The organism is Formivibrio sp. oc-25 (assembly GCF_055810895.1).
The window spans coordinates 19,313-43,008 of record NZ_JBVVOL010000023.1; the positions used below are offsets into that span (position 1 = coordinate 19,313).

The window sequence follows — 23,696 nt, forward strand, 5'->3', positions numbered from 1 at the left end:
GCTTGCCGAAGGCTGGCTTGCTGAATAACCGCTGCCTCAGCGCATGACGGAATTTCTCGACCTGCTTGGTGCGATCTTGTCAAAGGAGACGGACTGTTGCGGCTTGATGCTGACCAGTTCAATCAGGAAGGTTTCCCGTTCTGCCTTGAGCTTCTGCATCCGGGCGCGAATCGTTTCATCACTGGGCGAGAGCGTGCCGTACTCAATCGTTTCCAATAAACTGTTTTGCCGCTTCTCGACCTCGGTCAGGGCTTTTTGTGTTTGCTCGATCTTGGTCTGTGGACTGGACTTTTGGGTGTTTCTTGGTAAGCATGTGGACTCCGGACAATGCGGCAGTTTCCTGCCAAAAGTCCGTTCACACAAAATTCCGCACAGGCCCCCTAGTGGAGCAGATGGGGCACAATTGCTTGATCGGCACCGGCGACACCTGGCTCATAACGGGATTTCCCGTATGGACCCGCCCTTCCCGCCCGGCGATAGTCGGCTACTTCGCAAGGAGGGGATAACATGACACAACATAATCGCGATGGCTTTACCAGCACCTTTGGGGTACTGGTCGCCACGCTCGGCTCGGCCGTGGGGCTGGGCAATATCTGGAAGTTTCCGTACCTGACTGGCGCGAACGGCGGTGCCGGTTTCCTGCTGGTTTACCTGATCGCCACGCTCTTGATCGGCCTGCCGGTGATGATCGCCGAGACCACGCTCGGCCGCGCCGCGCGCGCCAATGCCGTGACCACGTTCGAGCGCCTCGCCCCGCCCAACCAGCGTGGCTGGAAGGCGATGGGCTGGATGGGGTTTGCGGCAGCTTTCCTGATCATGGCGTTCTATTCGGAAGTTGCCGGCTGGGTGTTCGCCTATATCTTCAAAGCGATTTCAGGCCAGATTTCGACCACGGATCCTAAAATCGCCGGCGCGGCATTCGGTGCACTGGTTTCAAACCCGGTATCGTCGCTGATCTGGCAATGGATCGTGCTCGCCATTACCGGCGGGATCATCGTGTTCGGTGTTTCCAGAGGCATAGAGGCCGTGACTCGCAAATTGATGCCCCTGCTCTTCTGCCTGCTGCTGATTCTTGGCATCCGCAGCCTGACGCTGCCAGGGGCATTGGAAGGCATCAAGTTCCTGTTCACGCCGGACTTTGCCAAGATCACGCCAGCAGTCATCCTGACCGCACTCGGGCTGGCGTTCTTCAAGCTTTCCATCGGCATGGGTACGATGGTTACCTATGGCAGCTATTTCCGCGACAACCAGAATATTCCGGTGACTACCGGCCGCGTGATGCTGGCCGATCTGACCGTGAGCATGCTGGCGGGTATCGCCATCTTCCCGGCGGTGTTCGCTTTTGGCTTCGCACCGGCTGCCGGACCATCGCTGGTGTTCATGACCATTCCGGCGGTGTTCGCCAGCATGCCGGGCGGCACCCTGTTCATGACGCTGTTCTTCATCCTTACCGCCGTGGCCAGCATCGGCGCGATCCTGTCTCTGCTGGAAGTGCCGATCGCCATCCTGTGTGAACGCTTCAAGCTCGGCCGCAAGCGCGCGACTGCAATAACGATCATGCTGATTGCCCTGCTGGGTGCGCCGGCAGCGCTATCGCAAGGCGTGGGCGCGGAGTGGAAGCTATTCGGGCTGAATCCGTTCGATCTGTTCGACTTTCTCAGTTCCAACATCCTGCTGCCGCTGGGTGGCATCCTGATCTGCGTGTTCGTCGGCTGGGTCTACGGTTTGCCGCAGTGGGAGAAACAGCTCAGCAACAGCGGCAAGCTGCAAAACGGCTGGCTGGTACAGGCGGTATTCTTCCTGATCCGCTATGTAACGCCGTTTTCGATTGCGATCGTGCTGCTACACGGGCTGAAAGTGTTCTAGGTTCTGCTGACGTTTTGCCGTGACGGTAGAATTTGCCGCTTTGCGCAGATGGACAGAACGAAGCTGAGTGATGACGAGTGGGAGCGGCTACTGAAAGCTGCTCCCATCTATCCTTTGTTTGGTCGTCAAGAGATCGGAAAAGTTGAAGCCGATTTTGGTTGTGCGCTACGGTGTTGGCGTATGGTTATTTAACGACTGAAGGCCACAGCGGGATGGGATTTACCTACACCCTGCGTACCGGCGGCCCGGCACAGTTTGCCCATGCGGCCGAAGTGGCGCCGGGATTGATTGGCGAAGACCCGAACGATATTGGCCGCCTGTGGGGAAAAATGGTGTGGGCGGTGGCGTCGGTTGGGCGTAGCGGTGTGGAACCCAGGCGATTGCCGCGATCGATACCGCCCTGCGCATGGGCATGGCCATGGAACAATTCAATCTCGAATGGCTGGAAGAGCCGCTGGATGCCTACGATGTCGAAGGGCATGCCACGATGGCGGCGCAACTTGTCACTCCGGTTGGCACTGGGGAAATGTTGACCAGTGCGGGTGAGGTGGCGGCCTATATCAAGCGTGGGGCGATTGATCTGGTGATGCGCGATGCACCGCGCGTGGGCGGGATCACCCCGTTCCTGAAAGTGGCCGTGATGGCGGAAGACGCCGGCCTGGTGATGGCCCCGCACTTCGTGATGGAAATTCACCTGCAACTGGCCGCTGCCTATCCGCATGCTGCCTGGGTGGAGCATTTCGAATGGCTCGAACCGGCTTTCAACGAGCGGCTGGAAATTCGCGATGGCCACATGATCATGCCGAATCGCCCCGGCCATGGCTTTACCCTGCATGAGCAGATCGCAGGCTGGACCGTGGCGCAGACCGAAATCGGCAAGCGGGCCTGATGCTGATTTCGATAGCCGGTGATGGGTTATGCCCGCAACCGGCTATCGAGCGTATCAATGATTTCTGCCCAATCCGCATCTTGCAGTATTTCCTCTTGCAGAAATTGTTTCTGAGCGGGAGACCAGAAAGCGGCATCGGCCAATCTGATGGTTTGAGCTAATGGGCGATGCGTTGCGATAAAGCTTTCAATGCCGTTGATGTCATCTGGCAGGCCAAGCTGACAGAAGAGTTCATGCAGTTCGTGGACAGGTGCATTCATCGCGCTCTCCTTATGAAAACTGTGCCTGCAGCATTGCCAATGACCAGCTGGCGCCATGTGCATACTGGCAGTGTTGATGCCTGAGTAGGTTTGCAGCGGACAAGGGCCAACCGTTTTCGTCCAGTCAGGGGCACGAGTTTACGGTCGGTGCATTCAACATAGTCAATGCTTGGATATCGGGCCAGACGATATGACTGACAGCGCGATGAGGGGGGGCTGGTAGTGAATCCAGCAGTGGGTGGTGTCACAGACCAGGCTTGCGCCAGAAATATTTCCACACGAAACCTGGCCAGGCAAACACGGCGAACAGGCTCAGCGTGATCACGTAAAAGGCCCAGCTCTGCTCATGCACCGGCGTGCGCTGGGCTTCCAGTAGCTGCGCGAACAGGCCGAGCAGCACATACAGCAGGCTCCATTCCAGCAGCCGCCAGCCAAACGCCTTGTGACCATTGGCCGGTTGCCGGATGAGCAGGATGCGATCGGTCAGGAAGGGCAGGTTGGCGGCGATGATGGCCAGCGTATAGAAGAGCAGGGCGATGAGGGTCATGGTTGTCTGGAAAGCAAAATACCCTCTCCCGTAGGTGGGAGAGGGCAGAGAGAGGGTAAAACGCTCACAGTACCGGCAGCGAGCGCTGCACGGCCTCTGCCAGCACGGAGAGCAGTCGCTCCGGTGCCAGGCCAAGGGCAAGCAGCAACAGGCAATTGATCGAGAGCAGGATGCGGAAATCCTGGCTGGCGACAATCGGCGCATCGTGCGCGGGCGCGTCGAAGTACATCACCTTGACCACGCGCAGGTAGTAGAACGCGCCGATCAGCGAGCAGGCTACGGCCAGCACCGCGAGCCAGATCAGGCCGATGTTGACGATGGCCTTGAGTACGGCCAGCTTGGCAAAGAAGCCGACGAACACCGGAATGCCCGCCATCGAGAACATCACAATCAGCATCATCGCGGCAAACCACGGGCTGCGCTTGGCCAGACCCTTGAAATCCGCAATCTGGTCAGCCTCGAAACCCTTGCCGGCCAGCAGCATGATCATGCCAAAGCCGGCTGCTGCAGTCAGCATGTAGGTCATGGCATAGAAGAAGCTGGCCGAGAACCCGGCCGGGTTGCCTGCCAGAAAGCCCAGCAGCAGAAAACCCATGTGCGAGATGGTGGAGTAAGCCAGCATGCGCTTGAGGCTGGTCTGCGCAATGGCGGCAACGTTACCCACGATCAGCGAGAGTACCGCCAGCACGATAAGCATGCTGCTCCAGTCCGCGGTGAAACCGGCCAGTGCTTCGGCCAGCAGGCGGAAGATGAACGCAAATGCAGCCAGCTTGGGCGCGGAGCCGATCAGTTGTGCCAGCAGCGTGGGCGCGCCATCGTAGACATCGGGCACCCACATGTGGAACGGTACCGCGCCGAGCTTGAAGGCGATGCCGGTCACGATGAATACCAGGCCGAATACGGCAAGCAGGTAATTGGCCTGCTGGCTGGCGATACTGCGGGCAATAACCAGGATATCGAGCGAGCCGGTCGCGCCGTAGATCATCGACATGCCGTAGAGCAACAGGCCGGAAGCCAGTGCGCCCAGCACGAAATACTTCATGGCGGCTTCCGAGGCACGAACCTGATGGCGCGGCATGGCGACCAGCGCATAGAGCGAGAGCGAGAGCAGCTCCAGGCCCACATACAAGGTGACAAAGTTGGTGCTGGAGGCCATCACCATCATGCCCAGCAGCGCGAACAGGGAAAGCGTGAACAGCTCGCCCTTGAAGATATCGCGCGCCAGTGCATAACCGCGGCCGTAAATCAGGACCAGCGCCACACCTACAATCATGCCGAGCTTGGCCCATTGCGAAAGCGAATCCGCCACGAACATATTGCCGAAGGCGTAATGCGCGGCCGGGTGCCAGGTTTGCAGTACCACCAGTGCTGTGCCGGCCAGTGCTGCCAAGGTAAGGCCATAGCTGATCTGGCGTTTGTCATCGCTGATGAAAAGGTCGGCCAGCAGAATGAACAAAGCGGCGCAGAGCAGGAAGATTTCCGGCGCGGCAATCCAGGGGTTCAGTGTTGTCCAGGTCATGTTCATGCCTTGTTTCATGCCGGCGACATGGGTCGCCGGGTTATAAAAAATTCAAGTCAGTGTCTAATACCGTTCTCTTAAGCATCGATTTTCCCTCTCCCCCAGCCCCTCTCCCGCAAGCGGGTGAGGGGAGCATTGGCCAAACCACCGATTTTGCTCCCTCTCCCGCGTGCGGGAGAGGGTTGGGGAGAGGGTAAAGGCAGAATATCCCTTAAGTGAGCGGCAGTCGTCTCAGTGCGGCAGCTTGGTGGCCGCAGCCAGGCGAATCAGATCATTCACCGATTCATGCAGCACATCGCCAAACAGCCGCGGGTAGAGGCCCATGCCCAGTACCGCCACGGCCAGCACGGCCAGTACAATGAATTCGCGCAGGTTCACGTCTTTCAGCTCGTCGACATGGGCGTTGCCCACTTCGCCGAAGATCACGCGCTTGACCATCCACAGCGTGTAGGCCGCACCGAAGATCAGTGTGGTGGCTGCGGCAAACGCGTACCAGAAATTCACCTGCACGGCGCCCAGCACCACCATGAATTCACCGACGAAACCGGAAGTGCCCGGCAGTCCGGAATTGGCCATGGCGAACAGCACCATGAAGCTGGCGAAAATCGGCATGCGGTTGGCCACACCGCCGTAATCGGCGATCTTGCGGCTGTGCACGCGGTCGTACATCACGCCGATGCAGAAGAACATCGCGGCGGAAACAAAGCCGTGGCTGATCATCTGGATGATCGCGCCTTCCACGGCATACTGGTTGAGCTCCCCGTTGGCAAACATGAAGAAGCCGAGCGTGACAAAGCCCATGTGCGAGATCGACGAGTACGCCACCAGCTTTTTCATGTCGGTCTGCACCAGTGCCACCAGGCCGATATAGACCACGGCCACCAGCGAGAGCAGTACGAACACCCAGGCATATTCGCGGCTGGCATCGGGCAGGATGGGCAGCGCAAACCGCAGGAAACCGTAGGCACCCAGTTTGAGCGTGATGGCGGCCAGTACCATCGAACCGCCGGTCGGCGCTTCCACGTGGGCATCGGGCAACCAGGTATGCACCGGCCACATCGGCACCTTCACGGCAAACGCAAAGAAGAACGCAATCAGGATCAAGCCTTGCGCTTGCAGCGAGAGCGGGGTGCGCACGAAATCGGCGATTTCGAAACTGCCGCCTGCCTGCTGGTACAGGTAGATCAGCGCGACCAGCGTCAGCAGCGAGCCCAGCAGCGTATAGAGAAAGAACTTGATCGCGGCATAAACGCGGCGCGGTCCGCCCCAGACACCGATGATCAGGTACATCGGGATCAGCATGGCTTCAAAGAACACGTAGAACAGCATGGCATCGAGTGCTGCAAACGCGCCATTGATCAGCCCGCACATGATCAGGAAGGCGGCCATGTACTGTGCCACGCGCTCGGTGATCACCTGCCAGCCGGCAACGACGACTGCGAGCGTGACAAAGCTGTTGAGCAGGATGAACCACATCGACAAGCCGTCGATGCCAAGGTGGTAGTTGATGTTGAAGCTGGCGATCCACGGCCGCAGTTCCTCGAACTGCGGGCCGCCATGCAGGGACTGGAAGCCGAAGTACAGTGGCAGCGTCACCAGAAAACTGGCGATGGCACCCACCAGGGCGAGCCAGCGGGCGGTGGCTGCATTGCGATCGCCACCGGTTGCCAGTACCAGCAGGCCGGAGACGATAGGGAGCCAGATTGCGAGGCTGAGAAGATGTCCTGTCATATCAATATCCGTGTCCAGTATCAACGCAGGGCCGGCAGAATGCCGCCCAGCCACCAGGAAAGCAGAATGATCGCGCCGACGATCATGGCAAATGCGTAGTGGTAGAGGTAACCTGTCTGCAACCTGCGAACCACGCGCGAGCTGAGTTCGACCACTTTGGCTGAACCGTTGACCAGCACGCCATCGATCAGGATGGTGTCACCCAGTTTCCACAGAACCAGACCCACTCCACGACCTGCGGCGGCAAAGCCCTTGATGTAGAGGTGATCCATGTAGTACTTGTTTTCCAGCAGCGTGTAGAGCGGGCCAGAAGCACGCTTGATCGCAGCTGGAATGTCTGGGCGCTTCAGATAGAAGAACCACGACAGCCCCACGCCGGCCAGTGCCAGCCAGAAGGGAGCGGTTTGCACAGCATGCAGGCCCATACCGGTGACGCCGCCATGGTGATGGAACAACTCGCCTAGCTTGGCCATTGCCTCGTGGTTGCTGCCGACAGTAATGACATTTTTGAAGAAATCACCAAACAGCATCGGCTCGATTTCCACTGCACCGATCAGTACGGACGGGATGGCCAGCAAGACCAGCGGCAACGTAACCACCCAAGGTGACTCATGTGGTTTTTGGCCAGGAGCCAGACCGTGATGGTGATCAGCGGATTCTTCCTCGTCGGCATGGTCGCCATGGTGATGCGCCTTGCCGAAACGCTCCTCGCCGTGGAAGACGAGGAAGTACATGCGGAACGAATAGAACGCCGTGACGAACACCCCGGCCATCACCGCAAAGTAGGCAAATCCGGCAGCCGGCAGCGTGCTGAAGTGCACGGCCTCGATGATCGAATCCTTTGAGTAAAAGCCTGAGAGGAATGGCGTGCCGATCAGTGCCAGCGAGCCAATCAAGGATGTGATCCAGGTAATCGGCATGTACTTGCGCAAGCCACCCATGTTGCGGATGTCCTGGTCATGGTGCAGACCCATGATGACGGAACCGGCAGCCAGGAACAGCAGCGCCTTGAAGAACGCATGCGTCATCAAATGGAATACCCCGGCCTGATAGGCTGATGCACCCAATGCCACGGTCATGTAGCCAAGCTGCGATAGCGTGGAATAGGCCACCACACGCTTGATGTCGTTCTGGATGATGCCGAGGAAGCCCATGAAGAGCGCGGTGATTGCGCCAATGATCAGGATGAAGTTCAGCGCGGTGTCCGACAGCTCGAACAGCGGCGACATGCGCGCCACCATGAAGATACCTGCGGTCACCATGGTTGCGGCGTGAATCAGCGCGGAAATCGGGGTCGGGCCTTCCATCGAATCCGGCAGCCAGACATGCAGCGGGAACTGTGCCGATTTGCCCATCGCGCCAATGAACAGCAGGATGCAGGTAACGCTCAGCAGGGAGAATTCATAGCCGGGGAACAGCGTGATCTTGGCGGTTTCCAGCGAAGGCGCCAGATTGAACACCTCGGCGTAATCCATCGAGCCAAAATGCGCGAGTACAAGACCGATGCCGAGCAGGAAGCCGAAGTCACCCACGCGGTTGACCAGGAAGGCCTTCATGTTGGCAAAGATCGCCGTCGGGCGCTTGAACCAGAATCCGATCAGCAGGTAGGAAACCAGACCCACCGCCTCCCAGCCGAAGAAGAGCTGGATGAAGTTGTTGCTCATCACCAGCATCAGCATCGAGAAGGTAAACAGCGAGATATAGCTGAAGAAGCGCGCGTAGCCCGGATCTTCGTGCATGTAGCCGATGGTATAGACGTGAACCATCAGCGAGACGAAGGTCACCACGCACATCATCATCGCGGTCAGGTTGTCGATCAGGAAACCGACATTGAATTCCAGTCCGGCCACGGTCAGCCAGGTGTAGACCGTGCCGTTGAAGGTTTCTCCGCCAGACAGCAGGTCTTTCAGTACCCAGGCCGAGAGCAGGAAGGAAACGGCGACACCTGCGATGGTGACCGTGTGCGCGGCACGGCGGCTGATGGCCCAGCCGAACAGGCCGGCAACCAGCGCACCAAACAGTGGCGCCAGTGGAATCAGGAGGTAAATGGTTTGCATTGAGTTATCCCTTCAGGCTGTCCAGTTGTTCCACTTCGATGGAACGCAGGTTGCGGAACAGCACCACCAGAATGGCGAGCCCGATTGCCGATTCGGCCGCGGCCACGGTCAGGATGAAGAATACGAAGACTTGTCCGTGCAGATCGCCCAGGAACTGCGAGAACGCCACGAAATTCATGTTCACGGCGAGCAGCATCAGTTCAATGGCCATCAGCATCACGATCAGGTTCTTGCGGTTCATGAAAATGCCGAACACGCTGATCGCAAACAGCACGGCGCCCAGCGCCAGATAATGGGTGAGGGTCAGCATCCTGCGTTCTCCCCGTTGTTGGTTTCCTGCGGCGCATGGGCCGGTTTTTCTGCCTTGACCTTGACCAGCTCGATACGGTCGGCAGCCTTCACTGCGACCTGTTCCGCTGGATTCTGGTATCGCGTGTTCTTGCGCTTGCGCAGCGTAAGGGCAATGGCCGCGATCATGCCGACGAGCAGCAGCACGGCGGCAAGCTGGAACGGCAGGAAGTAATCGGTATAGATGAGCCGGCCGAGTGCCTTGGCGATGTTGTAGCCTGCTTCGGGTTCCGGCATCTGTGCTTTGGCTGGCGTAGCGCTGCGGTGTGTCAGGATCAGCAGCATCTCCGCCAGCATGATGGCCGCCACGGCACCAGCGACCGGGAAGAAGCGCCAGAAGCCCTTGCGCAACGATTCAACATTGATGTCGAGCATCATCACTACGAACAGGAACAGCACCATCACCGCGCCGATATAGATCAGCACCAGTGAAACAGCCAGGAACTCGGCCTTTATCAGCATCCAGAGCATGGCGCCAGTAAAGAACGACAACACCAGGAACAGTGCCGCGTGCACCGGGTTTTTTGCCGTGACCACGCGCAGTGCGGAAAGCACCAGAATGGCGGCAAACAGATAGAAAAGTGCCAGTGTCATGTCTTGTCCTCAGCGATACTTGGCATCGGCGGCTTTGCGAGCGGCAATTTCGGCTTCGTACTTGTCGCCCACTGCCAGCAGCATCGGCTTGGTGTAGTAGAGATCGCCGCGTTTTTCACCGTGGTATTCGAAGATATGCGTTTCCACGATGGCATCGACCGGGCAGGCTTCCTCGCAGAAACCGCAGAAGATGCACTTGGTCAGATCAATGTCGTAGCGTGAAGTACGGCGGGTGCCATCGTCGCGCTGTTCCGATTCGATCGTGATCGCCATTGCCGGGCAGACGGCTTCGCACAGCTTGCAGGCAATGCAGCGCTCTTCGCCATTGGCATAGCGGCGCTGGGCATGCAGACCACGAAAACGCGGCGAAAGCGGGGTTTTCTCTTCCGGATATTGCACCGTGATCTTCGGTGCAAACAGATGCTTGAAGGTAACGGCCAAGCCCTGCAGCAATTCCCACAGCAGGAAAGTCTTGAAGTACTGCGTAATTTTCTCCATGTCAGCTCCGTATTATTTCCAGATGGAGAAAGGGGTTTGCATCCAGGCACCGATCAGGACAATCCAGACCAGGGTAACCGGGATAAACACCTTCCAGCCCAGGCGCATCAACTGATCGTAGCGATAGCGCGGGAAAGTGGCGCGGAACCACAGGAAGCAGAACAGCAGCAACGCAACCTTGGCCACCCACCACAGGAAGGATGGCGCGCCCAGTACCGGGATGCTGGCCGGGAAGGGCGAGAGCCAGCCACCCAAGAACATCACCGAGGCCATGGCGGAAATCAGGATCATGTTGGCGTATTCGGCCAGGAAGAAGATCGCAAACGTCATGCCCGAGTATTCCACCATGTGGCCGGCCACGATTTCCGATTCGCCCTCGACGATATCGAACGGCGCACGGTTGGTTTCGGCCACACCCGAGATGAAATACACCACGAAGAAGGGCAACAGCGGGATCAGGTTCCAGGAAAGGATTGACCCGCCTGCCAAACCCTGGCCTTGCTGGGCAACGATCTCGGTCAGGTTCAGGCTGCCGGAAACCATCATCACGCCGATCAGGGCGAAGCCCATCGCCAGCTCATAGGAAATGACCTGCGCAGCGGCGCGCATGCCGCCCAGCAGGGCGTATTTTGAGTTGGATGCCCAGCCGGCGATGATCACGCCGTAGATGCCCATCGAGGTGATCGCCATCACGTAGAGCAGGCCAACGTTGACATCGGCCAGCACAAAGCCGGGATAGAACGGCACCACGGCCCAGGCTGCGAGCGCCGGGGTGATGACCATGACCGGCGCCATGAAGAACAGCCCCTTGCTCGAAGCCGATGGGGTAATGATCTCTTTCAGGATCAGTTTCAGCCCGTCCGCGATCGGTTGCAGCAAGCCCCACGGGCCGACCCGGTTCGGGCCGATGCGGATCTGCATGAAGCCGATGATCTTGCGCTCGGCCAGCGTCAGGTAGGATACCGCGCCCATCAGGATGGAAAGCACGACCACAATCTTGACCAGTGCCCAGATCAGCACGGCCAGATTGTGTCCCAGGTATTGCTCCATCCACTGGAGCGGCAATTGCAGGAGTTCCATCGGTCAGATCCTCATGCACGTTTCACGGCGATTGGCGCGTAAGGATCGCCAAGTCCGCAGGTCAGGGGATGGGCCGCCGCGACGCGAACCACGTTGTCGGGCAGCCCTGTGTCGATGGCAACGGACAGGAGGATTTCTCCCGAACCCTGGTCGATCAGCGCTTCATCGGCTGGCTGCAATCCAAGCCCAGCCAGCGTGCCGGCATTGGCCAGCAGCCTCGGCGCTGCGGCATCTGCCGTGGCTTGCAGGCTGGGAGCGCGACGCGTGATCGTATCGAGCTGGTAGATTGGAACTTCACCCAGCCGGACCAGACCCTGGGCCGTTTGCTGTGACAGCGATACCGGAGCGACGGGCGCGTTGGACAGCCGGGCTGAGATTTCGCCTGCCAGTGCCTCATCACGGATGGTTTCCGAGGTTTCGTAGTCAAAGCCGCTGAAGTTGAGCACATTGCCCAACACGCGCAGTACTTTCCATGCGGGACGTGTGTCACCGAGCGGGCGCACCACGCCGTTGAAACTCTGTGCGCGGCCTTCCATGCTGACGAAAGTGCCGGCCGTTTCGGTGAAGGGCGAAACGGGCAGGATCACATCGGCATAGTCTTCCACACCATCCACGAACGGGTTGAGCGCAACCACGAAATCGGCAGCGTTCAATGCGGCCAGTGCCTGTGCGCCGTTGGCTGCATCAAACTGCGGCTCGGCGTGCAGCAGGAAGTAAGCCTGCTTCGGCGTGGCGAAGACGTTGCCGCCGATTTCGGCACCGATCAGCTGTGCGCCGACCGAGTTGGCAGCTTCGCTCATCACACCGAGCTTGGCGCCGGTTATCTCAGCCAGTGCGCTGGCGGCAGCGTGGATTTCAGCATGACGCGGGTTGTGCACGGACAAGTTGCCCAGGAGGATGGCAGTTTTCGCCTTGCCGTGAAGGCTTGCTGCGATGGTGCTGGCCGAGTCGGTCACGGCAATGCCGGTCAGATCGATGTGGGCCGGTGCTGTTTTGCCGCTGGTTTCAAGTGCTGCCTTGAGGACGGCCAGCAGGCCTTCGACCATCTGGTCGGGGCGCACCACCATCTCGCTCGCGAGTTGCGTGAGCAGGTCATCGCGATGCGGATTGATGATGGAGAGTGCCATGCCTTTCTTGACCGATTGGCGCAGGCGTTGCGCGAGCAGCGGTTGCTCTTTGCGCAGGCTCGAACCAATCACGAGAACGGCTTCGTTCTGTGCAAGTTCCGCAATCGACTGGCCGAGCCAAGTGGCGCCTTGTGTCTTGAGACGGAAATCGTTCTGGCGCAAACGGGTTTCGACCTGTTCGATACCCAGGCCAGCCATCAGCTTGCGCAGCATAAACAGTTCTTCCACCGTGCTGTTCGGGCTGGCAACGGCAGCAACATTGCTGGCGCCATGTGCGGCAATGATGTCCTTCAGCTTGCCGGCAACCAGTTCGAGCGCGGTCTGCCAATCGGTTTCAACCAGATGGCCATCCTTGCGGATCAGCGGTTTGGTGGCACGGTTGTCGGAATTGAGCGCTTCGTAGGAGAAGCGATCGCGGTCCGACAGCCAGCATTCGTTGATGCCTTCGTTTTCCAGCGGCAGCACGCGCATCACCTTCTGGTTCTTGACCTGAACGATCAGGTTGGAACCCAGTCCGTCATGCGGGGCGACGGATTTGCGGCGCGACAGTTCCCAGGTGCGGGCGCTGTAGCGAAACGGCTTGCTGGTAAGCGCGCCGACCGGACACAAGTCGATCACGTTGCCGGAAATTTCCGAATTCACGGTCTGACCCAGGAATGGCAGCACCTCCGAGTGTTCGCCGCGAAACGCCAGACCAAGTTCCTGGTAGCCGGCAATCTCGTCGGTGAAACGCACGCAGCGACTGCAGTGAATGCAGCGCGTCATTTCGGTGGTGATCAGCGGACCAAGATCCTTATTGGGCACTACGCGCTTGGCTTCCTGGTAGCGCGAGCCATCGCCGCCATAACCGACCGACAGATCCTGCAGCTGACACTCGCCGCCCTGATCGCAGATGGGGCAGTCGAGCGGGTGATTGATCAACAGGAATTCCATCACACCTTTCTGTGCCTTCACGGCCAGATCGGAGTGGGTTTTCACAACCATGCCGTTGGTCACCGGCGTGGCACAGGCGGGCAGCGGCTTGGGGGCTTTTTCGACTTCGACCAGGCACATCCGGCAGCTCGCGGCAATCGAGAGCTTCTTGTGGTAACAGAAGTGCGGGATGTACACGCCCAGCGTGTGTGCCGCATCCATCACCGTACTGCCCGGTGCAACCGTGGTCTTTTTTCCGTCGATTTCAATTTCCAGCATGATCGACTTTCCGTATCTCAGTGGCTATCCAGATCCGGTCAATGACCGGATACCAGACACCGTTTGTTTTCAATGTGGTATTCGAATTCGCTGCGGAAGTGCTTGAGCATTCCGCGTACCGGCAATACGGCGGCATCGCCCAGCGCACAGATGGTGCGCCCGGCAATGTTGTCCCCCAGGTTGGCCAGCAGGTCGAGGTCTTCCGGGCGGCCTTCGCCTTGCTCGATGCGATGCACGATGCGGTAAAGCCAGCCGGTGCCCTCGCGGCAGGGCGTACACTGGCCGCAGGATTCCTCGTAGTAGAAATAGGAAAGCCGCTCCAGCGCCTTGACCATGCACACCGATTCGTCCATCACGATCACGGCACCCGAGCCAAGCATCGAGCCCGCCTTGGCGATGGCATCGTAATCCATGGTGATGCCCATCATCACTTCAGCTGGCAACACCGGTGCGGAAGAGCCTCCGGGGATGACGGCCTTGAGTTTCTTGCCGCCGCGCATGCCGCCCGCCATTTCCAGCAATTCGCTGAATGGCGTGCCCAGCGGGATTTCGTAGTTGCCGGGGCGGTTGACATGGCCGGAAACCGAAAACAGCTTGGTGCCGCCGTTGTTGGGCTTGCCCAGTTCCAGGAATTTCTGCGCGCCGTTGCGCACGATCCAGGGAACCGAGGCATACGTTTCGGTGTTATTGATGATGGTCGGCTTGCCATACAGGCCGAAGGTGGCAGGGAACGGCGGCTTGTAACGCGGTTGGCCTTTCTTGCCCTCCAGCGATTCCAGTAGGGCGGATTCTTCGCCGCAGATGTAGGCACCGTAGCCATGATGCGCATGCAACTGGAAGGAAAAACCGCTGCCCAGGATGTTGTCGCCCAGGAAGCCGGCCGCACGGGCTTCTCCCAGCGCAGTTTCAAATTGCTGGTAGATTTCGAAGATTTCACCGTGGATATAGTTGTAACCCACGGTGGCGCCGGTGGCGAACCCTGCGAGGATCATGCCTTCGATCAGCGCATGCGGGTTGCTGGCAAGAATGTCTTTGTCCTTGAACGTGCCCGGTTCGCCCTCGTCCGAGTTGCAGACCAGATATTTCTGGCCGACATAGCCCTTGGGCAGGAAGGTCCACTTCAACCCGGTCGGGAAGCCCGCACCGCCACGGCCGCGCAGGCCGGAAGCCTTGACTTCCTCGATCACCGCCTCGGGCGTGGTGCCTTCGCTCAGGATCTTTTTCAGCGCACTGTAACCCCCGCGCTGCATGTAGGCCGCGATGCCCGCATGGTCGGGTTGATCAAATTCGACGCCCTCGAAAACGACGCCTTTCACATAAACCGTCATTTCAGCCGAGCTCCGCAAGTTTTTTGTCGATGGCATCCGGCGTCATGTGGCTGCACATCTTGTGATTGTTCACGAGTAGGACTGGCGCCGAACCGCACGCGCCCATGCATTCGCCTTCCGCCAGCGTGTACTTGCCGTCGACCGTGGTCTCACCGAAACCGATGCCCAGTTTCTGCTTCAGGTAAGCCGCAGTTTCATTGGCGCCGGAAAGCGCGCAGGGCAGGTTGGTGCACACCGTCAGCTTGTGCTCGCCAACCGGGCTGAGGTCGTACATGTTGTAGAAGGTGGCGACCTCGTAAGCAGCAACCGGCGGTATGCCGAGGTAATCGGCGACTTCTGCGATCAGCTCGTTGGAAAGCCAGCGATGCTCGGTTTGCGCAATGCGCAGCGCGCCCATGACAGCGGAGCGCTTGTGTTCGGGCGGGTACTTGGCGACCTCGCGGTCGATCAGCGTGCGCGCCGAGGCAGAGAGGAGTTGCTTGGTTTCAGACATCAGCGGTCAACCTCGCCAAAAACGATATCCAGTGTGCCGATCACGGCAACCACGTCGGACAGCATGTGCCCGCGGGTCATTTCATCCAGCGCCGAAAGGTGGCAGAAGCCCGGCGCGCGGATCTTCATGCGGTAGGGCTTGTTCGCGCCATCGGAAACCATGTAGATGCCGAACTCGCCCTTCGGGTGTTCAATCGTCGCGTAGGCTTCGCCTTCCGGTACGTGCATGCCCTCGGTGAAGAGCTTGAAGTGGTGGATCAACTCTTCCATGTTCGATTTCATGGCTTCACGCGAAGGCGGCGCAACCTTGTGGTTGTCGGTGATGACCGGGCCCGGATTCTTGCGTAGCCAGTCCACGCATTGCTTGATGATGCGGGTGGACTGACGCAACTCTTCCACGCGTACCAGATAGCGGTCGTAGCAGTCGCCGTTCTTGCCGATAGGGATATCGAAATCCAGTCGGTCGTAGACCTCATACGGCATTTTCTTGCGGATATCCCAGGCAATGCCGGAGCCGCGCAGCATCGGACCGGTAAAGCCCAGTGCCATGGCGCGCTCGGGGCTGACCACGCCGATGCCGACAGTACGCTGTTTCCAGATGCGGTTGTCGGTGAGCAGGGTTTCATATTCATCGATCTTGCCGGGGAAGCGGTTGGCAAAATCTTCGATGTAATCGAGCAGAGAACCGCCACGGTTGGCATTCAAGCGCTTCACTTCCGCGGCATTGCGCAATTTGGATTGCGAATACTGCGGCATGGTGTCCGGTAGATCGCGATAGACCCCGCCCGGACGGTAATAGGCAGCATGCATGCGCGCGCCAGATACCGCTTCATAGCAATCCATCAGGTCTTCGCGTTCGCGGAAGCAATAGATGAACATTGTCATCGCGCCCAGATCGATGCCGTGCGCACCCAGCCACAACAGATGGCTGAGGATACGGGTGATCTCGTCGTACATGACGCGGATATATTGCGCGCGCAGCGGAACTTCGATACCCAGCAGTTTTTCCACTGCCAGGCAGTAGGCATGCTCGTTGGCCATGCTCGACATGTAATCGAGCCGGTCCATATAAGGCAGGTTTTGCAGATAGGTGCGCGTTTCGGCCAGTTTTTCCGTGGCGCGGTGCAGTAGGCCGATATGCGGGTCGGCACGCTCGACGACTTCGCCGTCCATTTCCAGAATCAGACGTAGCACACCGTGCGCGGCAGGGTGCTGCGGGCCAAAGTTGATTGAGTAATTACGGATTTCAGCAGTCACCGTATTGCTCCTCACGGATGATGCGCGGGGTGATTTCGCGCGGATCGATGGTGACGGGTTGGTAGACAACGCGTGATTCGGCTTCGTCGTAACGCATTTCCACATAGCCGGAAACCGGAAAATCCTTGCGGAATGGGTGTCCGGCAAAACCGTAATCGGTCAGGAGGCGGCGCAGGTCTGGATGGCCCGTGAACACGATGCCGTACATGTCATACGCTTCGCGCTCGAACCAGTTAACGCCGGGCCAGATATCGGTAACGGAAATGACTTCCGGGGCGTCATCGTTTGGGCAGAACACACGTATGCGCAAGCGGATATTGTGTTCGATCGAGATCAGGTGATAGACCGCCGCAAAGCGGTGACTATCCCATGCACCATCCTTGTAGGCGCTGTAATCCATGCCGCAGACATCGATGCAGGATTCAAAACCAAGCTGGTCGCGCAATTTAAGCGCGACAGTCATCCAGGCTGCGGCGGGTACTTCCAGGGTGATTTCGTTGAGCGCGCACTTGAGTGACGAAATTTCCGTCTCAGCAAGCGCGCCCTGCAGGCGAGTCATCAGGTTATCAAGTCGGCTGGCCATGCGTGTGCCTCAGGTGCGCGAAAGTATGCGACCAGGAACGCCACTGCGGGCGATCGTATTGGTGCGCTTGATCTTGTTCTGGAGCTGGATGAAGCCATACAGCAGCGCTTCGGCAGTGGGCGGGCAACCCGGTACGTAAATGTCGACCGGAACGATGCGGTCGCAACCACGCACTACCGAGTAAGAGTAGTGATAGTAACCACCGCCATTGGCACACGAGCCCATTGAAATCACCCAGCGCGGTTCCGGCATTTGGTCATAGACCTTGCGCAGTGCCGGGGCCATCTTGTTGCACAAGGTGCCGGCAACGATCATCAGGTCGGATTGACGCGGACTCGGGCGGAAGAAGCTGCCGAAACGATCCAGGTCGTAACGTGATGCGCCGACATGCATCATTTCCACGGCACAGCAGGCCAGGCCAAAGGTCATCGGCCACAACGAAGACGTGCGGGTCAGGTTGATGACCGAGTCGACCGTCGTGGTGATGAATCCGTGCTGTTCAAGACTTTGTTCACTCATCATTCCCACTCCAGCGCACCCTTTTTCCACTCATAGATGAATCCCACCACCAGGACGGCAAGGAAGATCATCATGGAAATATAACCAAACAAGCCCAACTCCTTGAGCACCAATGCCCAGGGAACCAAAAAGGCCACTTCCAGATCGAAAAGGATGAAAAGAATAGCAACGAGGTAATAACGCACATCGAACTGCATGCGTGCGTCCTCAAAGGGCTCGAAACCGCACTCATAGGCAGAGCGCTTTTCGTCGTCGGGACGGATTGTCCCCAGGAATTTCCCAACACCCCAGCCCATGGCCATGGGCGCAATGCCTACCATCGCGCCAATTGCCAGGAACAGGAGAACGGGAAGGTAGCTTTCCAGCATGATGCCTCCGGTTCTGCTGATTTGAATCAAAACCTGTGTGGTGAATAATTCTTATTATTATGGGCTGTCACAATAAACGCCGGGTTCCCCCAGCGTCATTGTAGTACCTGTTCTAATCGGTACTATTCATTCTATTGACCTTGGGCAGGCTTTGCTAGCCAAAAATCAACAAATGCATTGCTATGGTGCCGACAGTGAGACTCGAACTCACACGGCTCTCGCCACTACCCCCTCAAGATAGCGTGTCTACCAATTTCACCATGTCGGCAAGATGTTGTGAATAAGCCGTTTGGACTATAACCGGCGCTTATTCTGGAATTTTGTTTGGATCGGCCTGCGCGGGCTGCGATGCTTCCTGCTGGACTGTACCCATCACGCCAAGATCATTCTTTTGTCCTGCCGGAGCGGAAATCAGGACAAGTCCCAAGCAGGTTGCGAAGAAAATTGTGGCGCATATTGCAGTTGCGCGGCTGAGAAAGTTTGCAGAACCAGCCGAGCCAAACAGGCTGCCTGCCGAGCCGCTGCCAAAAGCAGCGCCCATGTCTGCGCCCTTGCCGTGCTGGAGCAGAACCAGAACGATAACTGCCAGTGCGGCGATAACATTCAAGATCTGAACGACTGTTGTGATGATTTCCATTTTTCTTGTCTGAAGCCTAGAAGCTGAGCCGCGAATGGTATCACCAGCGGGCTGCTTTGCAAATCGCGATAAATGCCGGAAGCATCGGGGTGAACGCCTTCAGGCTGTCGCTGAGCCTGTGTGTGACGAGCGCTTGCCTGTATCCTGTGATGCAGAGTATGGGCAGGGATGTTGGCTTGAATGAGTGCTGCCGAATGGGTATGCGCCGGATTTGTAATATTAACGAAACAATTCAGGCATACGATGCTGGTCGTAGTAGTTAAAACTCATCTCCAAAGGAGTTACACCATGATCCTGAGTCGTAAGCTGATTGTTGCATGTGGTCTTGCTGCAGTGGTATCCGCTGGTGCCAACGCTGCCGATATTACCGGCGCAGGTGCAACCTTCCCGTATCCGCTTTATGCCAAATGGGCCGAGCAATACAAATCGCAAACCGGTACCGGCATGAACTATCAGTCGATCGGCTCTGGCGGTGGTATCAAGCAAATTACCGCCAAGACGGTTGATTTTGGTGCGTCCGATGCGCCGCTGACTGCGGAACAACTGAATAAAGATGGTCTGCTGCAATTTCCTACCGTGATGGGTGGCGTGGTTCCGGTCATTAATCTGGAAGGCGTGGGTGGCGGTGATCTCAAACTGTCTCCGTCCGTTTTGGCCGATATTTTCCTCGGCAAGATCAAGAAGTGGAATGATCCGGCGCTGACTGCCATCAATGCTGGCGTGAAGTTGCCCGATACCAACATTACTGTGGTTCACCGTGCCGATGGTTCCGGTACCACCTGGATTTTCACCAACTACCTCTCGAAAGTCAGCGCTGATTGGAAGGAAAAGGTAGGTAACAGCTCATCAGTGCAATGGCCGGCTGGTGTGGGCGGCAAGGGCAACGAAGGTGTGGCGCAATACGTGCAGCGCATTAAGGGCGCAATCGGCTATGTTGAGTATGCCTACGCCAAGCAGAACAAGATGGGTTATGCCCAGTTGCAAAACAAGGCTGGTAACTTTGTGAAGCCGGACGATTCGACCTTCAAAGCCGCAGCCGCTGGCGCAGACTGGAAGGGCACACCGGGCTTTGCTGTGGTCTTGACTGATCAGCCGGGCAAGGATTCCTGGCCGATTACTGGTGCGACTTTTATCCTGATGCATAAGAAACAGGATAAGCCGGCCCAGGCGCTCGAAGTGCTGAAGTTCTTCGATTGGGCATACAAGAATGGCGACAAGACCGCCATGGATCTCGATTATGTGCCGATGCCGGCCGAGGTCAAGGCTGTAATCGGTGGTGCTTGGAAACAGATTACCGATGGCGCCAATGCTCCGGTCTGGAAGTGATTGCAATAAAATTTGATGTTTGCGGTTTTGCCATACGTTGAAGCAAGTCGCAGCGGCAGGGGTTCGTCAGGCTCCTGCCGCAGTTGTCCTCGGAGAGATTGATGACATCACATGAACAAAGGTTGCGGCGGCAAGTCATGCAGGACAAGCTTTTCCGTGGCACAACCCTGTTTTTTGCAATGCTGGTTTTGGTGTTGCTGGCTGGCATTACGCTTTCCCTGATTGTGGGTGCCATGCCCAGCCTCAAGGCATTTGGCCTTGATTTTCTGGTGAGTAATAGCTGGAATCCGGTCACTGAAGTGTTCGGTGGCTTGAGTTCGATTGTTGGTACTTTGTTGACATCGCTGATTGCGATGCTGATTGGCGTGCCGGTCAGTTTTGGCATTGCCATTTTTTTGACGGAACTTTCGCCCGTATGGTTGCGTAGACCATTTGGTGTTGCCATTGAGTTGCTGGCAGGGGTGCCTTCCATCATCTATGGCATGTGGGGCCTCTTTGTGTTTGCTCCCTGGTTTGCCGATCACATTCAGCCTTGGCTAATGGAGATGACGGTCAATATTCCCGGCATTGGCTGGCTGTTTCAAGGGCCTCCGATGGGAATCGGCCTGTTTACGGCAGGGTTGATCCTGTCGATTATGGTGATTCCTTATGTTTCGGCCGTGATGCGCGATGTTTTCGAGGTGGTGCCGCCCATGCTTAAGGAGTCTGCCTATGGTCTCGGTGGCACGACGTGGGAGGTTGTCTGGAATGTAGTGCTGCCATACACGAAAAATGGCGTGGTGGGCGGCATCATGCTCGGTCTGGGCCGTGCGCTGGGTGAGACCATGGCGGTTACATTTGTTATTGGTAATTCTCATTCGGCGATCCAGACCCTGTTCGATCCTACGACTTCCATTTCCGCTACCTTGGCTAACGAATTCACCGAGGCTGTCGGCGAGGTGCATACCGCAGCGCTGATCGAATTGGGCCTGGTGCTGTTCCTGATCACTTTTATTGTTCTTGCGCTTTCCAAGCTGCTGCTGTTACGACTGCAGCGTGGTGAAGGCGGTCATTCCTGAGCGGGAGTTTTTTGTGAATCTCTATCTGCGCCGCCGCATGATCAACTATGCCAGCATCACGCTTTCGCTGCTGGCGATGTCATTCGGCCTGTTCTGGTTGTTCTGGATCCTGTGGGTATTGTTCGATAACGGGTTTTCAGGTTTGGCGCTGTCTCTTTTCACGCAAACCACGCCAGCCCCAGGCAGCCAGGGTGGGTTGTCCAATGCAATCCTCGGTTCTTTGCAAATGACGGCAATGGGAACGCTGCTGGGTACGCCTGTTGGCATCATGGCAGGCATTTATCTTGCGGAATTCGGTGATGATAACTGGCTGGCGTCGGCCACGCGGTTCATCAACGACATTCTGCTATCGGCGCCTTCCATTGTTATTGGCTTGTTTGTATATGAGGTTTATGTGGCGAGGGTTGGCCATTTCTCTGGTTGGGCGGGTGCAATGGCATTGGCCTTGCTGGTCATCCCGGTTGTGCTGCGTACTACGGAGAACATGCTGCGCTTGGTGCCGCATACCATGCGTGAGGCAGCCTATGCGCTGGGCGCACCGCAGTGGAAAACCGTGTTGTGGGTGACTTTGCGTGCTGCCAAGGCAGGTGTCGTCACCGGCATTATCCTGGCAGTGGCCCGTATTGTGGGTGAAACGGCGCCGCTGCTGTTTACCGCACTCAATAACCAGTTCTACTCCAACATGAATCAACCAATGGCCAATTTGCCGGTGGTTATCTTCCAGTTTGCGATGAGTCCCTATGAAGACTGGCATACGCTGGCCTGGGCTGGCAGTTTGCTGATTGGCGCATTCGTTCTCGGGCTCAATATCTTGGCGCGGGCCTTGGTTCGAAACCGGCAGCAGTGAGATTGTCCGGATCAACAGATCACAAAATGACGAGATGAAATATGACTTCTGAAACCCAGCCGAAAATTGCTGTCCGCAACTTGAATTTCTTCTATGGCAAATTTCATGCGCTGAAGAATGTAAACCTCGACATTCCTTCCGGACGCGTAACCGCCTTCATTGGGCCATCCGGTTGTGGTAAGTCGACTTTGCTGCGCACATTTAACCGGATGTATGACCTGTACCCGAAACTTCGTGCCGAGGGCGAGATCGTTTTTAATGGCCAAAATATCCTCGATGCCGGGGTGGATCTCAACATGCTGCGCGCGAAAGTGGGTATGGTGTTCCAGAAACCGACACCGTTTCCCATGTCCATTTATGACAATATCGCTTTTGGTGTGAAATTGTACGAAACGCTGAGTCGCTCGGAGATGGATGATCGTATCGAGTGGGCGCTCAAGAAGGCTGCCCTGTGGAATGAGGTCAAGGATAAGCTCAAACAGTCAGGCCTGGGGTTGTCGGGCGGTCAGCAGCAACGTCTATGCATAGCACGCGCCATTGCGGTGAAGCCTGATGTGCTGTTGCTGGATGAGCCTACCTCGGCGCTTGATCCCATATCCACTGCGCATGTGGAAGAGTTGATTCATGAGTTGAAGCAGGACTACACGATTGCGATCGTTACGCACAACATGCAGCAAGCTGCGCGCGTCTCTGATTACACGGCTTATATGTATCTGGGTGAGCTGATCGAGGTGGGAGAGACGGATGCCATCTTTACAGCCCCGAAAATGAAGGCGACCGAAGACTATATTACAGGCAAATTCGGCTGATTTTTTTGGGGTGGCAAATGAAAAAACGCGGGATTCCCGCGTTTTTTCATTTGCAGCAGGGTTGTGGTACTTATTTCTTGGTAGTGGTTGCTGCGGCTTGCTTGTTTCCTACTGAAATTTCGGACTTGATCTGGCTGAAGACACCTTGCTTGATGCCGGGCACTTTCATCACATCTTCAATATTCTTGAAAGCGCCGTTTTTGCTGCGGTACTCAATGATGGCTTTGGCTTTTGATGGGCCGAGGCCATTGATGTTTTCCAGCTGCTGCTGGTTGGCTGCGTTGAGGTCTACGGCTGAGAAGGCAAGGTTGCATACAGCAAAGCATGCGAACAGACCAAGTATCATCTTTTTCATGTCAGGCATCCTCATGGATTGGGAGAAAGGGCAACCTTTATAGTTGCTTGATCACCATAGCAATTCATGCGTTAACTTTCAATAAAATTAATGATTAATTTCTTTATTGGTAAGTTGATGTGGTGGGGAGCTCTCTGATGGGTGGGAGTGATGACGGAAAGCCAGCAAGCGCACGCCGTTATTCAACGGAGCGCTGGAATGCCGCCTGTTTGAATACGTGATGCAATCGGGGAGTTTGCGGGGGATGCAAAAGGGGTGAGTTGGCTGATGCGTTTAAAAACAGGGGTTTAGCGTTTTTGGGTTGGAATTTTGCGGTGTGGGTGTTGACGAGTATTTGGGAGGTGGGTATAGTTCGGCCTCTCTGCTGCAGACGCAGCGAAGTTTGAAGCGCGAAACGTTGATTTTACAGT

At 57.2% G+C, this 23,696-nt stretch carries 25 protein-coding genes and 1 tRNA gene; 6 read left to right on the forward strand and 20 right to left on the reverse strand.

Annotation, left to right across the window (positions count from 1 at the left end):
* Positions 1 to 36 precede the first annotated feature (36 nt).
* Complete coding sequence (locus AC0KVQ_RS13115; protein WP_473421614.1) at positions 37 to 363, reverse strand: hypothetical protein; 327 nt, start codon at positions 361 to 363, stop codon at positions 37 to 39.
* A 144-nt stretch (positions 364 to 507) separates the two neighbouring features.
* Between AC0KVQ_RS13115 and AC0KVQ_RS13120 the strand changes: the two genes are divergently transcribed.
* Positions 508 to 1,866 carry a sodium-dependent transporter gene (locus tag AC0KVQ_RS13120; RefSeq protein WP_473421615.1) on the forward strand — a complete coding sequence of 453 codons (1,359 nt, stop codon included), beginning with the start codon at positions 508 to 510 and terminating at the stop codon, positions 1,864 to 1,866.
* A gap of 400 nt (positions 1,867 to 2,266) precedes the next feature.
* On the forward strand, positions 2,267 to 2,755 hold the full coding sequence (locus AC0KVQ_RS13125; protein WP_473421638.1) for an enolase C-terminal domain-like protein: 489 nt from the start codon (positions 2,267 to 2,269) through the stop codon (positions 2,753 to 2,755).
* 26 nt (positions 2,756 to 2,781) lie between these two features.
* On the opposite strand, the gene AC0KVQ_RS13130 is transcribed toward AC0KVQ_RS13125, so the two are convergent.
* From AC0KVQ_RS13130 to secG, 18 genes are all read right to left on the reverse strand, one after another.
* On the reverse strand, positions 2,782 to 3,015 hold the full coding sequence (locus AC0KVQ_RS13130) for a DUF2789 domain-containing protein (RefSeq protein WP_473421616.1): 234 nt from the start codon (positions 3,013 to 3,015) through the stop codon (positions 2,782 to 2,784).
* Between the two features lie 244 nt (positions 3,016 to 3,259).
* Complete coding sequence (locus AC0KVQ_RS13135) at positions 3,260 to 3,562, reverse strand: DUF2818 family protein (RefSeq protein WP_473421617.1); 303 nt, start codon at positions 3,560 to 3,562, stop codon at positions 3,260 to 3,262.
* A 64-nt stretch (positions 3,563 to 3,626) separates the two neighbouring features.
* Entirely contained in the window at positions 3,627 to 5,081 is a 1,455-nt protein-coding gene (gene nuoN, locus AC0KVQ_RS13140) for an NADH-quinone oxidoreductase subunit NuoN (protein WP_473421639.1), read from the reverse strand.
* 231 nt (positions 5,082 to 5,312) lie between these two features.
* On the reverse strand, positions 5,313 to 6,812 hold the full coding sequence (locus tag AC0KVQ_RS13145) for an NADH-quinone oxidoreductase subunit M (protein WP_473421618.1): 1,500 nt from the start codon (positions 6,810 to 6,812) through the stop codon (positions 5,313 to 5,315).
* A 20-nt stretch (positions 6,813 to 6,832) separates the two neighbouring features.
* The gene (nuoL, locus tag AC0KVQ_RS13150) at positions 6,833 to 8,869 is read right to left on the reverse strand and encodes an NADH-quinone oxidoreductase subunit L (RefSeq protein ID WP_473421619.1); all 2,037 of its coding nucleotides are present in this window, start codon (positions 8,867 to 8,869) and stop codon (positions 6,833 to 6,835) included.
* 4 nt (positions 8,870 to 8,873) lie between these two features.
* Entirely contained in the window at positions 8,874 to 9,179 is a 306-nt protein-coding gene (gene nuoK / locus AC0KVQ_RS13155; protein ID WP_473421620.1) for an NADH-quinone oxidoreductase subunit NuoK, read from the reverse strand.
* Positions 9,173 to 9,811: an NADH-quinone oxidoreductase subunit J gene (locus AC0KVQ_RS13160; protein WP_473421621.1), complete on the reverse strand. Its 639-nt coding sequence runs from the start codon at positions 9,809 to 9,811 to the stop codon at positions 9,173 to 9,175. The genes nuoK and AC0KVQ_RS13160 overlap by 7 nt, the downstream gene beginning before the upstream one ends.
* Positions 9,812 to 9,820: 9 nt before the next feature.
* Positions 9,821 to 10,309 (reverse strand): NADH-quinone oxidoreductase subunit NuoI, encoded by a 489-nt coding sequence (gene nuoI / locus AC0KVQ_RS13165; protein ID WP_473421622.1) that lies wholly within the window; start codon positions 10,307 to 10,309, stop codon positions 9,821 to 9,823.
* 12 nt (positions 10,310 to 10,321) lie between these two features.
* On the reverse strand, positions 10,322 to 11,389 hold the full coding sequence (gene nuoH / locus AC0KVQ_RS13170) for an NADH-quinone oxidoreductase subunit NuoH (protein WP_473421623.1): 1,068 nt from the start codon (positions 11,387 to 11,389) through the stop codon (positions 10,322 to 10,324).
* Positions 11,390 to 11,400: 11 nt separating this feature from the next.
* Positions 11,401 to 13,707, reverse strand: a complete 2,307-nt coding sequence (gene nuoG / locus AC0KVQ_RS13175; protein WP_473421624.1) for an NADH-quinone oxidoreductase subunit NuoG — start codon at positions 13,705 to 13,707, stop codon at positions 11,401 to 11,403.
* A gap of 38 nt (positions 13,708 to 13,745) precedes the next feature.
* Positions 13,746 to 15,035 (reverse strand): NADH-quinone oxidoreductase subunit NuoF, encoded by a 1,290-nt coding sequence (nuoF, locus tag AC0KVQ_RS13180; RefSeq protein WP_473421625.1) that lies wholly within the window; start codon positions 15,033 to 15,035, stop codon positions 13,746 to 13,748.
* A gap of 1 nt (position 15,036) precedes the next feature.
* Positions 15,037 to 15,528, reverse strand: coding sequence for an NADH-quinone oxidoreductase subunit NuoE (nuoE, locus tag AC0KVQ_RS13185; RefSeq protein ID WP_473421626.1), 492 nt, complete (start codon positions 15,526 to 15,528; stop codon positions 15,037 to 15,039).
* Positions 15,528 to 16,784 (reverse strand): NADH-quinone oxidoreductase subunit D, encoded by a 1,257-nt coding sequence (locus tag AC0KVQ_RS13190; RefSeq protein ID WP_473421627.1) that lies wholly within the window; start codon positions 16,782 to 16,784, stop codon positions 15,528 to 15,530. Before AC0KVQ_RS13190 ends, nuoE begins: the two co-directional genes overlap by 1 nt.
* Complete coding sequence (locus AC0KVQ_RS13195; protein WP_473421628.1) at positions 16,774 to 17,367, reverse strand: NADH-quinone oxidoreductase subunit C; 594 nt, start codon at positions 17,365 to 17,367, stop codon at positions 16,774 to 16,776. The genes AC0KVQ_RS13190 and AC0KVQ_RS13195 overlap by 11 nt, the downstream gene beginning before the upstream one ends.
* A 9-nt stretch (positions 17,368 to 17,376) precedes the next feature.
* Positions 17,377 to 17,886 (reverse strand): NuoB/complex I 20 kDa subunit family protein, encoded by a 510-nt coding sequence (locus AC0KVQ_RS13200; RefSeq protein WP_473421640.1) that lies wholly within the window; start codon positions 17,884 to 17,886, stop codon positions 17,377 to 17,379.
* Complete coding sequence (locus AC0KVQ_RS13205) at positions 17,886 to 18,254, reverse strand: NADH-quinone oxidoreductase subunit A (protein ID WP_473421629.1); 369 nt, start codon at positions 18,252 to 18,254, stop codon at positions 17,886 to 17,888. The genes AC0KVQ_RS13200 and AC0KVQ_RS13205 overlap by 1 nt, the downstream gene beginning before the upstream one ends.
* Positions 18,255 to 18,437: 183 nt before the next feature.
* Positions 18,438 to 18,522, reverse strand: a tRNA-Leu gene (locus tag AC0KVQ_RS13210).
* A 39-nt stretch (positions 18,523 to 18,561) separates the two neighbouring features.
* Complete coding sequence (gene secG / locus AC0KVQ_RS13215; protein WP_473421630.1) at positions 18,562 to 18,891, reverse strand: preprotein translocase subunit SecG; 330 nt, start codon at positions 18,889 to 18,891, stop codon at positions 18,562 to 18,564.
* Positions 18,892 to 19,179: 288 nt separating this feature from the next.
* Here secG and pstS point away from each other — a divergent pair, with 288 nt between their 5' ends.
* The 4 genes from pstS to pstB all read left to right on the forward strand — a co-directional run bounded on the left by pstS (position 19,180) and on the right by pstB (position 22,931).
* Positions 19,180 to 20,217: a phosphate ABC transporter substrate-binding protein PstS gene (gene pstS, locus AC0KVQ_RS13220; protein WP_473421631.1), complete on the forward strand. Its 1,038-nt coding sequence runs from the start codon at positions 19,180 to 19,182 to the stop codon at positions 20,215 to 20,217.
* 101 nt (positions 20,218 to 20,318) lie between these two features.
* On the forward strand, positions 20,319 to 21,275 hold the full coding sequence (gene pstC, locus AC0KVQ_RS13225) for a phosphate ABC transporter permease subunit PstC (protein ID WP_473421632.1): 957 nt from the start codon (positions 20,319 to 20,321) through the stop codon (positions 21,273 to 21,275).
* A gap of 37 nt (positions 21,276 to 21,312) precedes the next feature.
* Positions 21,313 to 22,122 (forward strand): phosphate ABC transporter permease PstA, encoded by an 810-nt coding sequence (gene pstA / locus AC0KVQ_RS13230; protein WP_473421641.1) that lies wholly within the window; start codon positions 21,313 to 21,315, stop codon positions 22,120 to 22,122.
* A 41-nt stretch (positions 22,123 to 22,163) separates the two neighbouring features.
* Positions 22,164 to 22,931: a phosphate ABC transporter ATP-binding protein PstB gene (pstB, locus tag AC0KVQ_RS13235; RefSeq protein WP_473421633.1), complete on the forward strand. Its 768-nt coding sequence runs from the start codon at positions 22,164 to 22,166 to the stop codon at positions 22,929 to 22,931.
* A 70-nt stretch (positions 22,932 to 23,001) separates the two neighbouring features.
* Here pstB and AC0KVQ_RS13240 read toward each other — a convergent pair whose 3' ends face one another.
* The gene (locus AC0KVQ_RS13240) at positions 23,002 to 23,286 is read right to left on the reverse strand and encodes a ComEA family DNA-binding protein (protein ID WP_473421634.1); all 285 of its coding nucleotides are present in this window, start codon (positions 23,284 to 23,286) and stop codon (positions 23,002 to 23,004) included.
* Positions 23,287 to 23,696: the final 410 nt, after the last annotated feature.

Excerpts from the sequence above, each read along its gene's own strand:
- AC0KVQ_RS13120 (WP_473421615.1), top strand. The coding sequence starts at position 508 with ATGACACAACATAATCGCGATGGCTTTACCAGCACCTTTGGGGTACTG.
- AC0KVQ_RS13130 (WP_473421616.1), bottom strand. The coding sequence starts at position 3,015 with ATGAATGCACCTGTCCACGAACTGCATGAACTCTTCTGTCAGCTTGGC.
- AC0KVQ_RS13135 (WP_473421617.1), bottom strand. The coding sequence starts at position 3,562 with ATGACCCTCATCGCCCTGCTCTTCTATACGCTGGCCATCATCGCCGCC.
- nuoN (WP_473421639.1), bottom strand. The coding sequence starts at position 5,081 with ATGACCTGGACAACACTGAACCCCTGGATTGCCGCGCCGGAAATCTTC.
- AC0KVQ_RS13145 (WP_473421618.1), bottom strand. The coding sequence starts at position 6,812 with ATGACAGGACATCTTCTCAGCCTCGCAATCTGGCTCCCTATCGTCTCC.
- nuoL (WP_473421619.1), bottom strand. The coding sequence starts at position 8,869 with ATGCAAACCATTTACCTCCTGATTCCACTGGCGCCACTGTTTGGTGCG.
- nuoK (WP_473421620.1), bottom strand. The coding sequence starts at position 9,179 with ATGCTGACCCTCACCCATTATCTGGCGCTGGGCGCCGTGCTGTTTGCG.
- AC0KVQ_RS13160 (WP_473421621.1), bottom strand. The coding sequence starts at position 9,811 with ATGACACTGGCACTTTTCTATCTGTTTGCCGCCATTCTGGTGCTTTCC.
- nuoI (WP_473421622.1), bottom strand. The coding sequence starts at position 10,309 with ATGGAGAAAATTACGCAGTACTTCAAGACTTTCCTGCTGTGGGAATTG.
- nuoH (WP_473421623.1), bottom strand. The coding sequence starts at position 11,389 with ATGGAACTCCTGCAATTGCCGCTCCAGTGGATGGAGCAATACCTGGGA.
- nuoG (WP_473421624.1), bottom strand. The coding sequence starts at position 13,707 with ATGCTGGAAATTGAAATCGACGGAAAAAAGACCACGGTTGCACCGGGC.
- nuoF (WP_473421625.1), bottom strand. The coding sequence starts at position 15,035 with ATGACGGTTTATGTGAAAGGCGTCGTTTTCGAGGGCGTCGAATTTGAT.
- nuoE (WP_473421626.1), bottom strand. The coding sequence starts at position 15,528 with ATGTCTGAAACCAAGCAACTCCTCTCTGCCTCGGCGCGCACGCTGATC.
- AC0KVQ_RS13195 (WP_473421628.1), bottom strand. The coding sequence starts at position 17,367 with ATGGCCAGCCGACTTGATAACCTGATGACTCGCCTGCAGGGCGCGCTT.
- AC0KVQ_RS13200 (WP_473421640.1), bottom strand. The coding sequence starts at position 17,886 with ATGAGTGAACAAAGTCTTGAACAGCACGGATTCATCACCACGACGGTC.
- AC0KVQ_RS13205 (WP_473421629.1), bottom strand. The coding sequence starts at position 18,254 with ATGCTGGAAAGCTACCTTCCCGTTCTCCTGTTCCTGGCAATTGGCGCG.
- secG (WP_473421630.1), bottom strand. The coding sequence starts at position 18,891 with ATGGAAATCATCACAACAGTCGTTCAGATCTTGAATGTTATCGCCGCA.
- pstS (WP_473421631.1), top strand. The coding sequence starts at position 19,180 with ATGATCCTGAGTCGTAAGCTGATTGTTGCATGTGGTCTTGCTGCAGTG.
- pstC (WP_473421632.1), top strand. The coding sequence starts at position 20,319 with ATGACATCACATGAACAAAGGTTGCGGCGGCAAGTCATGCAGGACAAG.
- pstA (WP_473421641.1), top strand. The coding sequence starts at position 21,313 with ATGATCAACTATGCCAGCATCACGCTTTCGCTGCTGGCGATGTCATTC.
- pstB (WP_473421633.1), top strand. The coding sequence starts at position 22,164 with ATGACTTCTGAAACCCAGCCGAAAATTGCTGTCCGCAACTTGAATTTC.
- AC0KVQ_RS13240 (WP_473421634.1), bottom strand. The coding sequence starts at position 23,286 with ATGAAAAAGATGATACTTGGTCTGTTCGCATGCTTTGCTGTATGCAAC.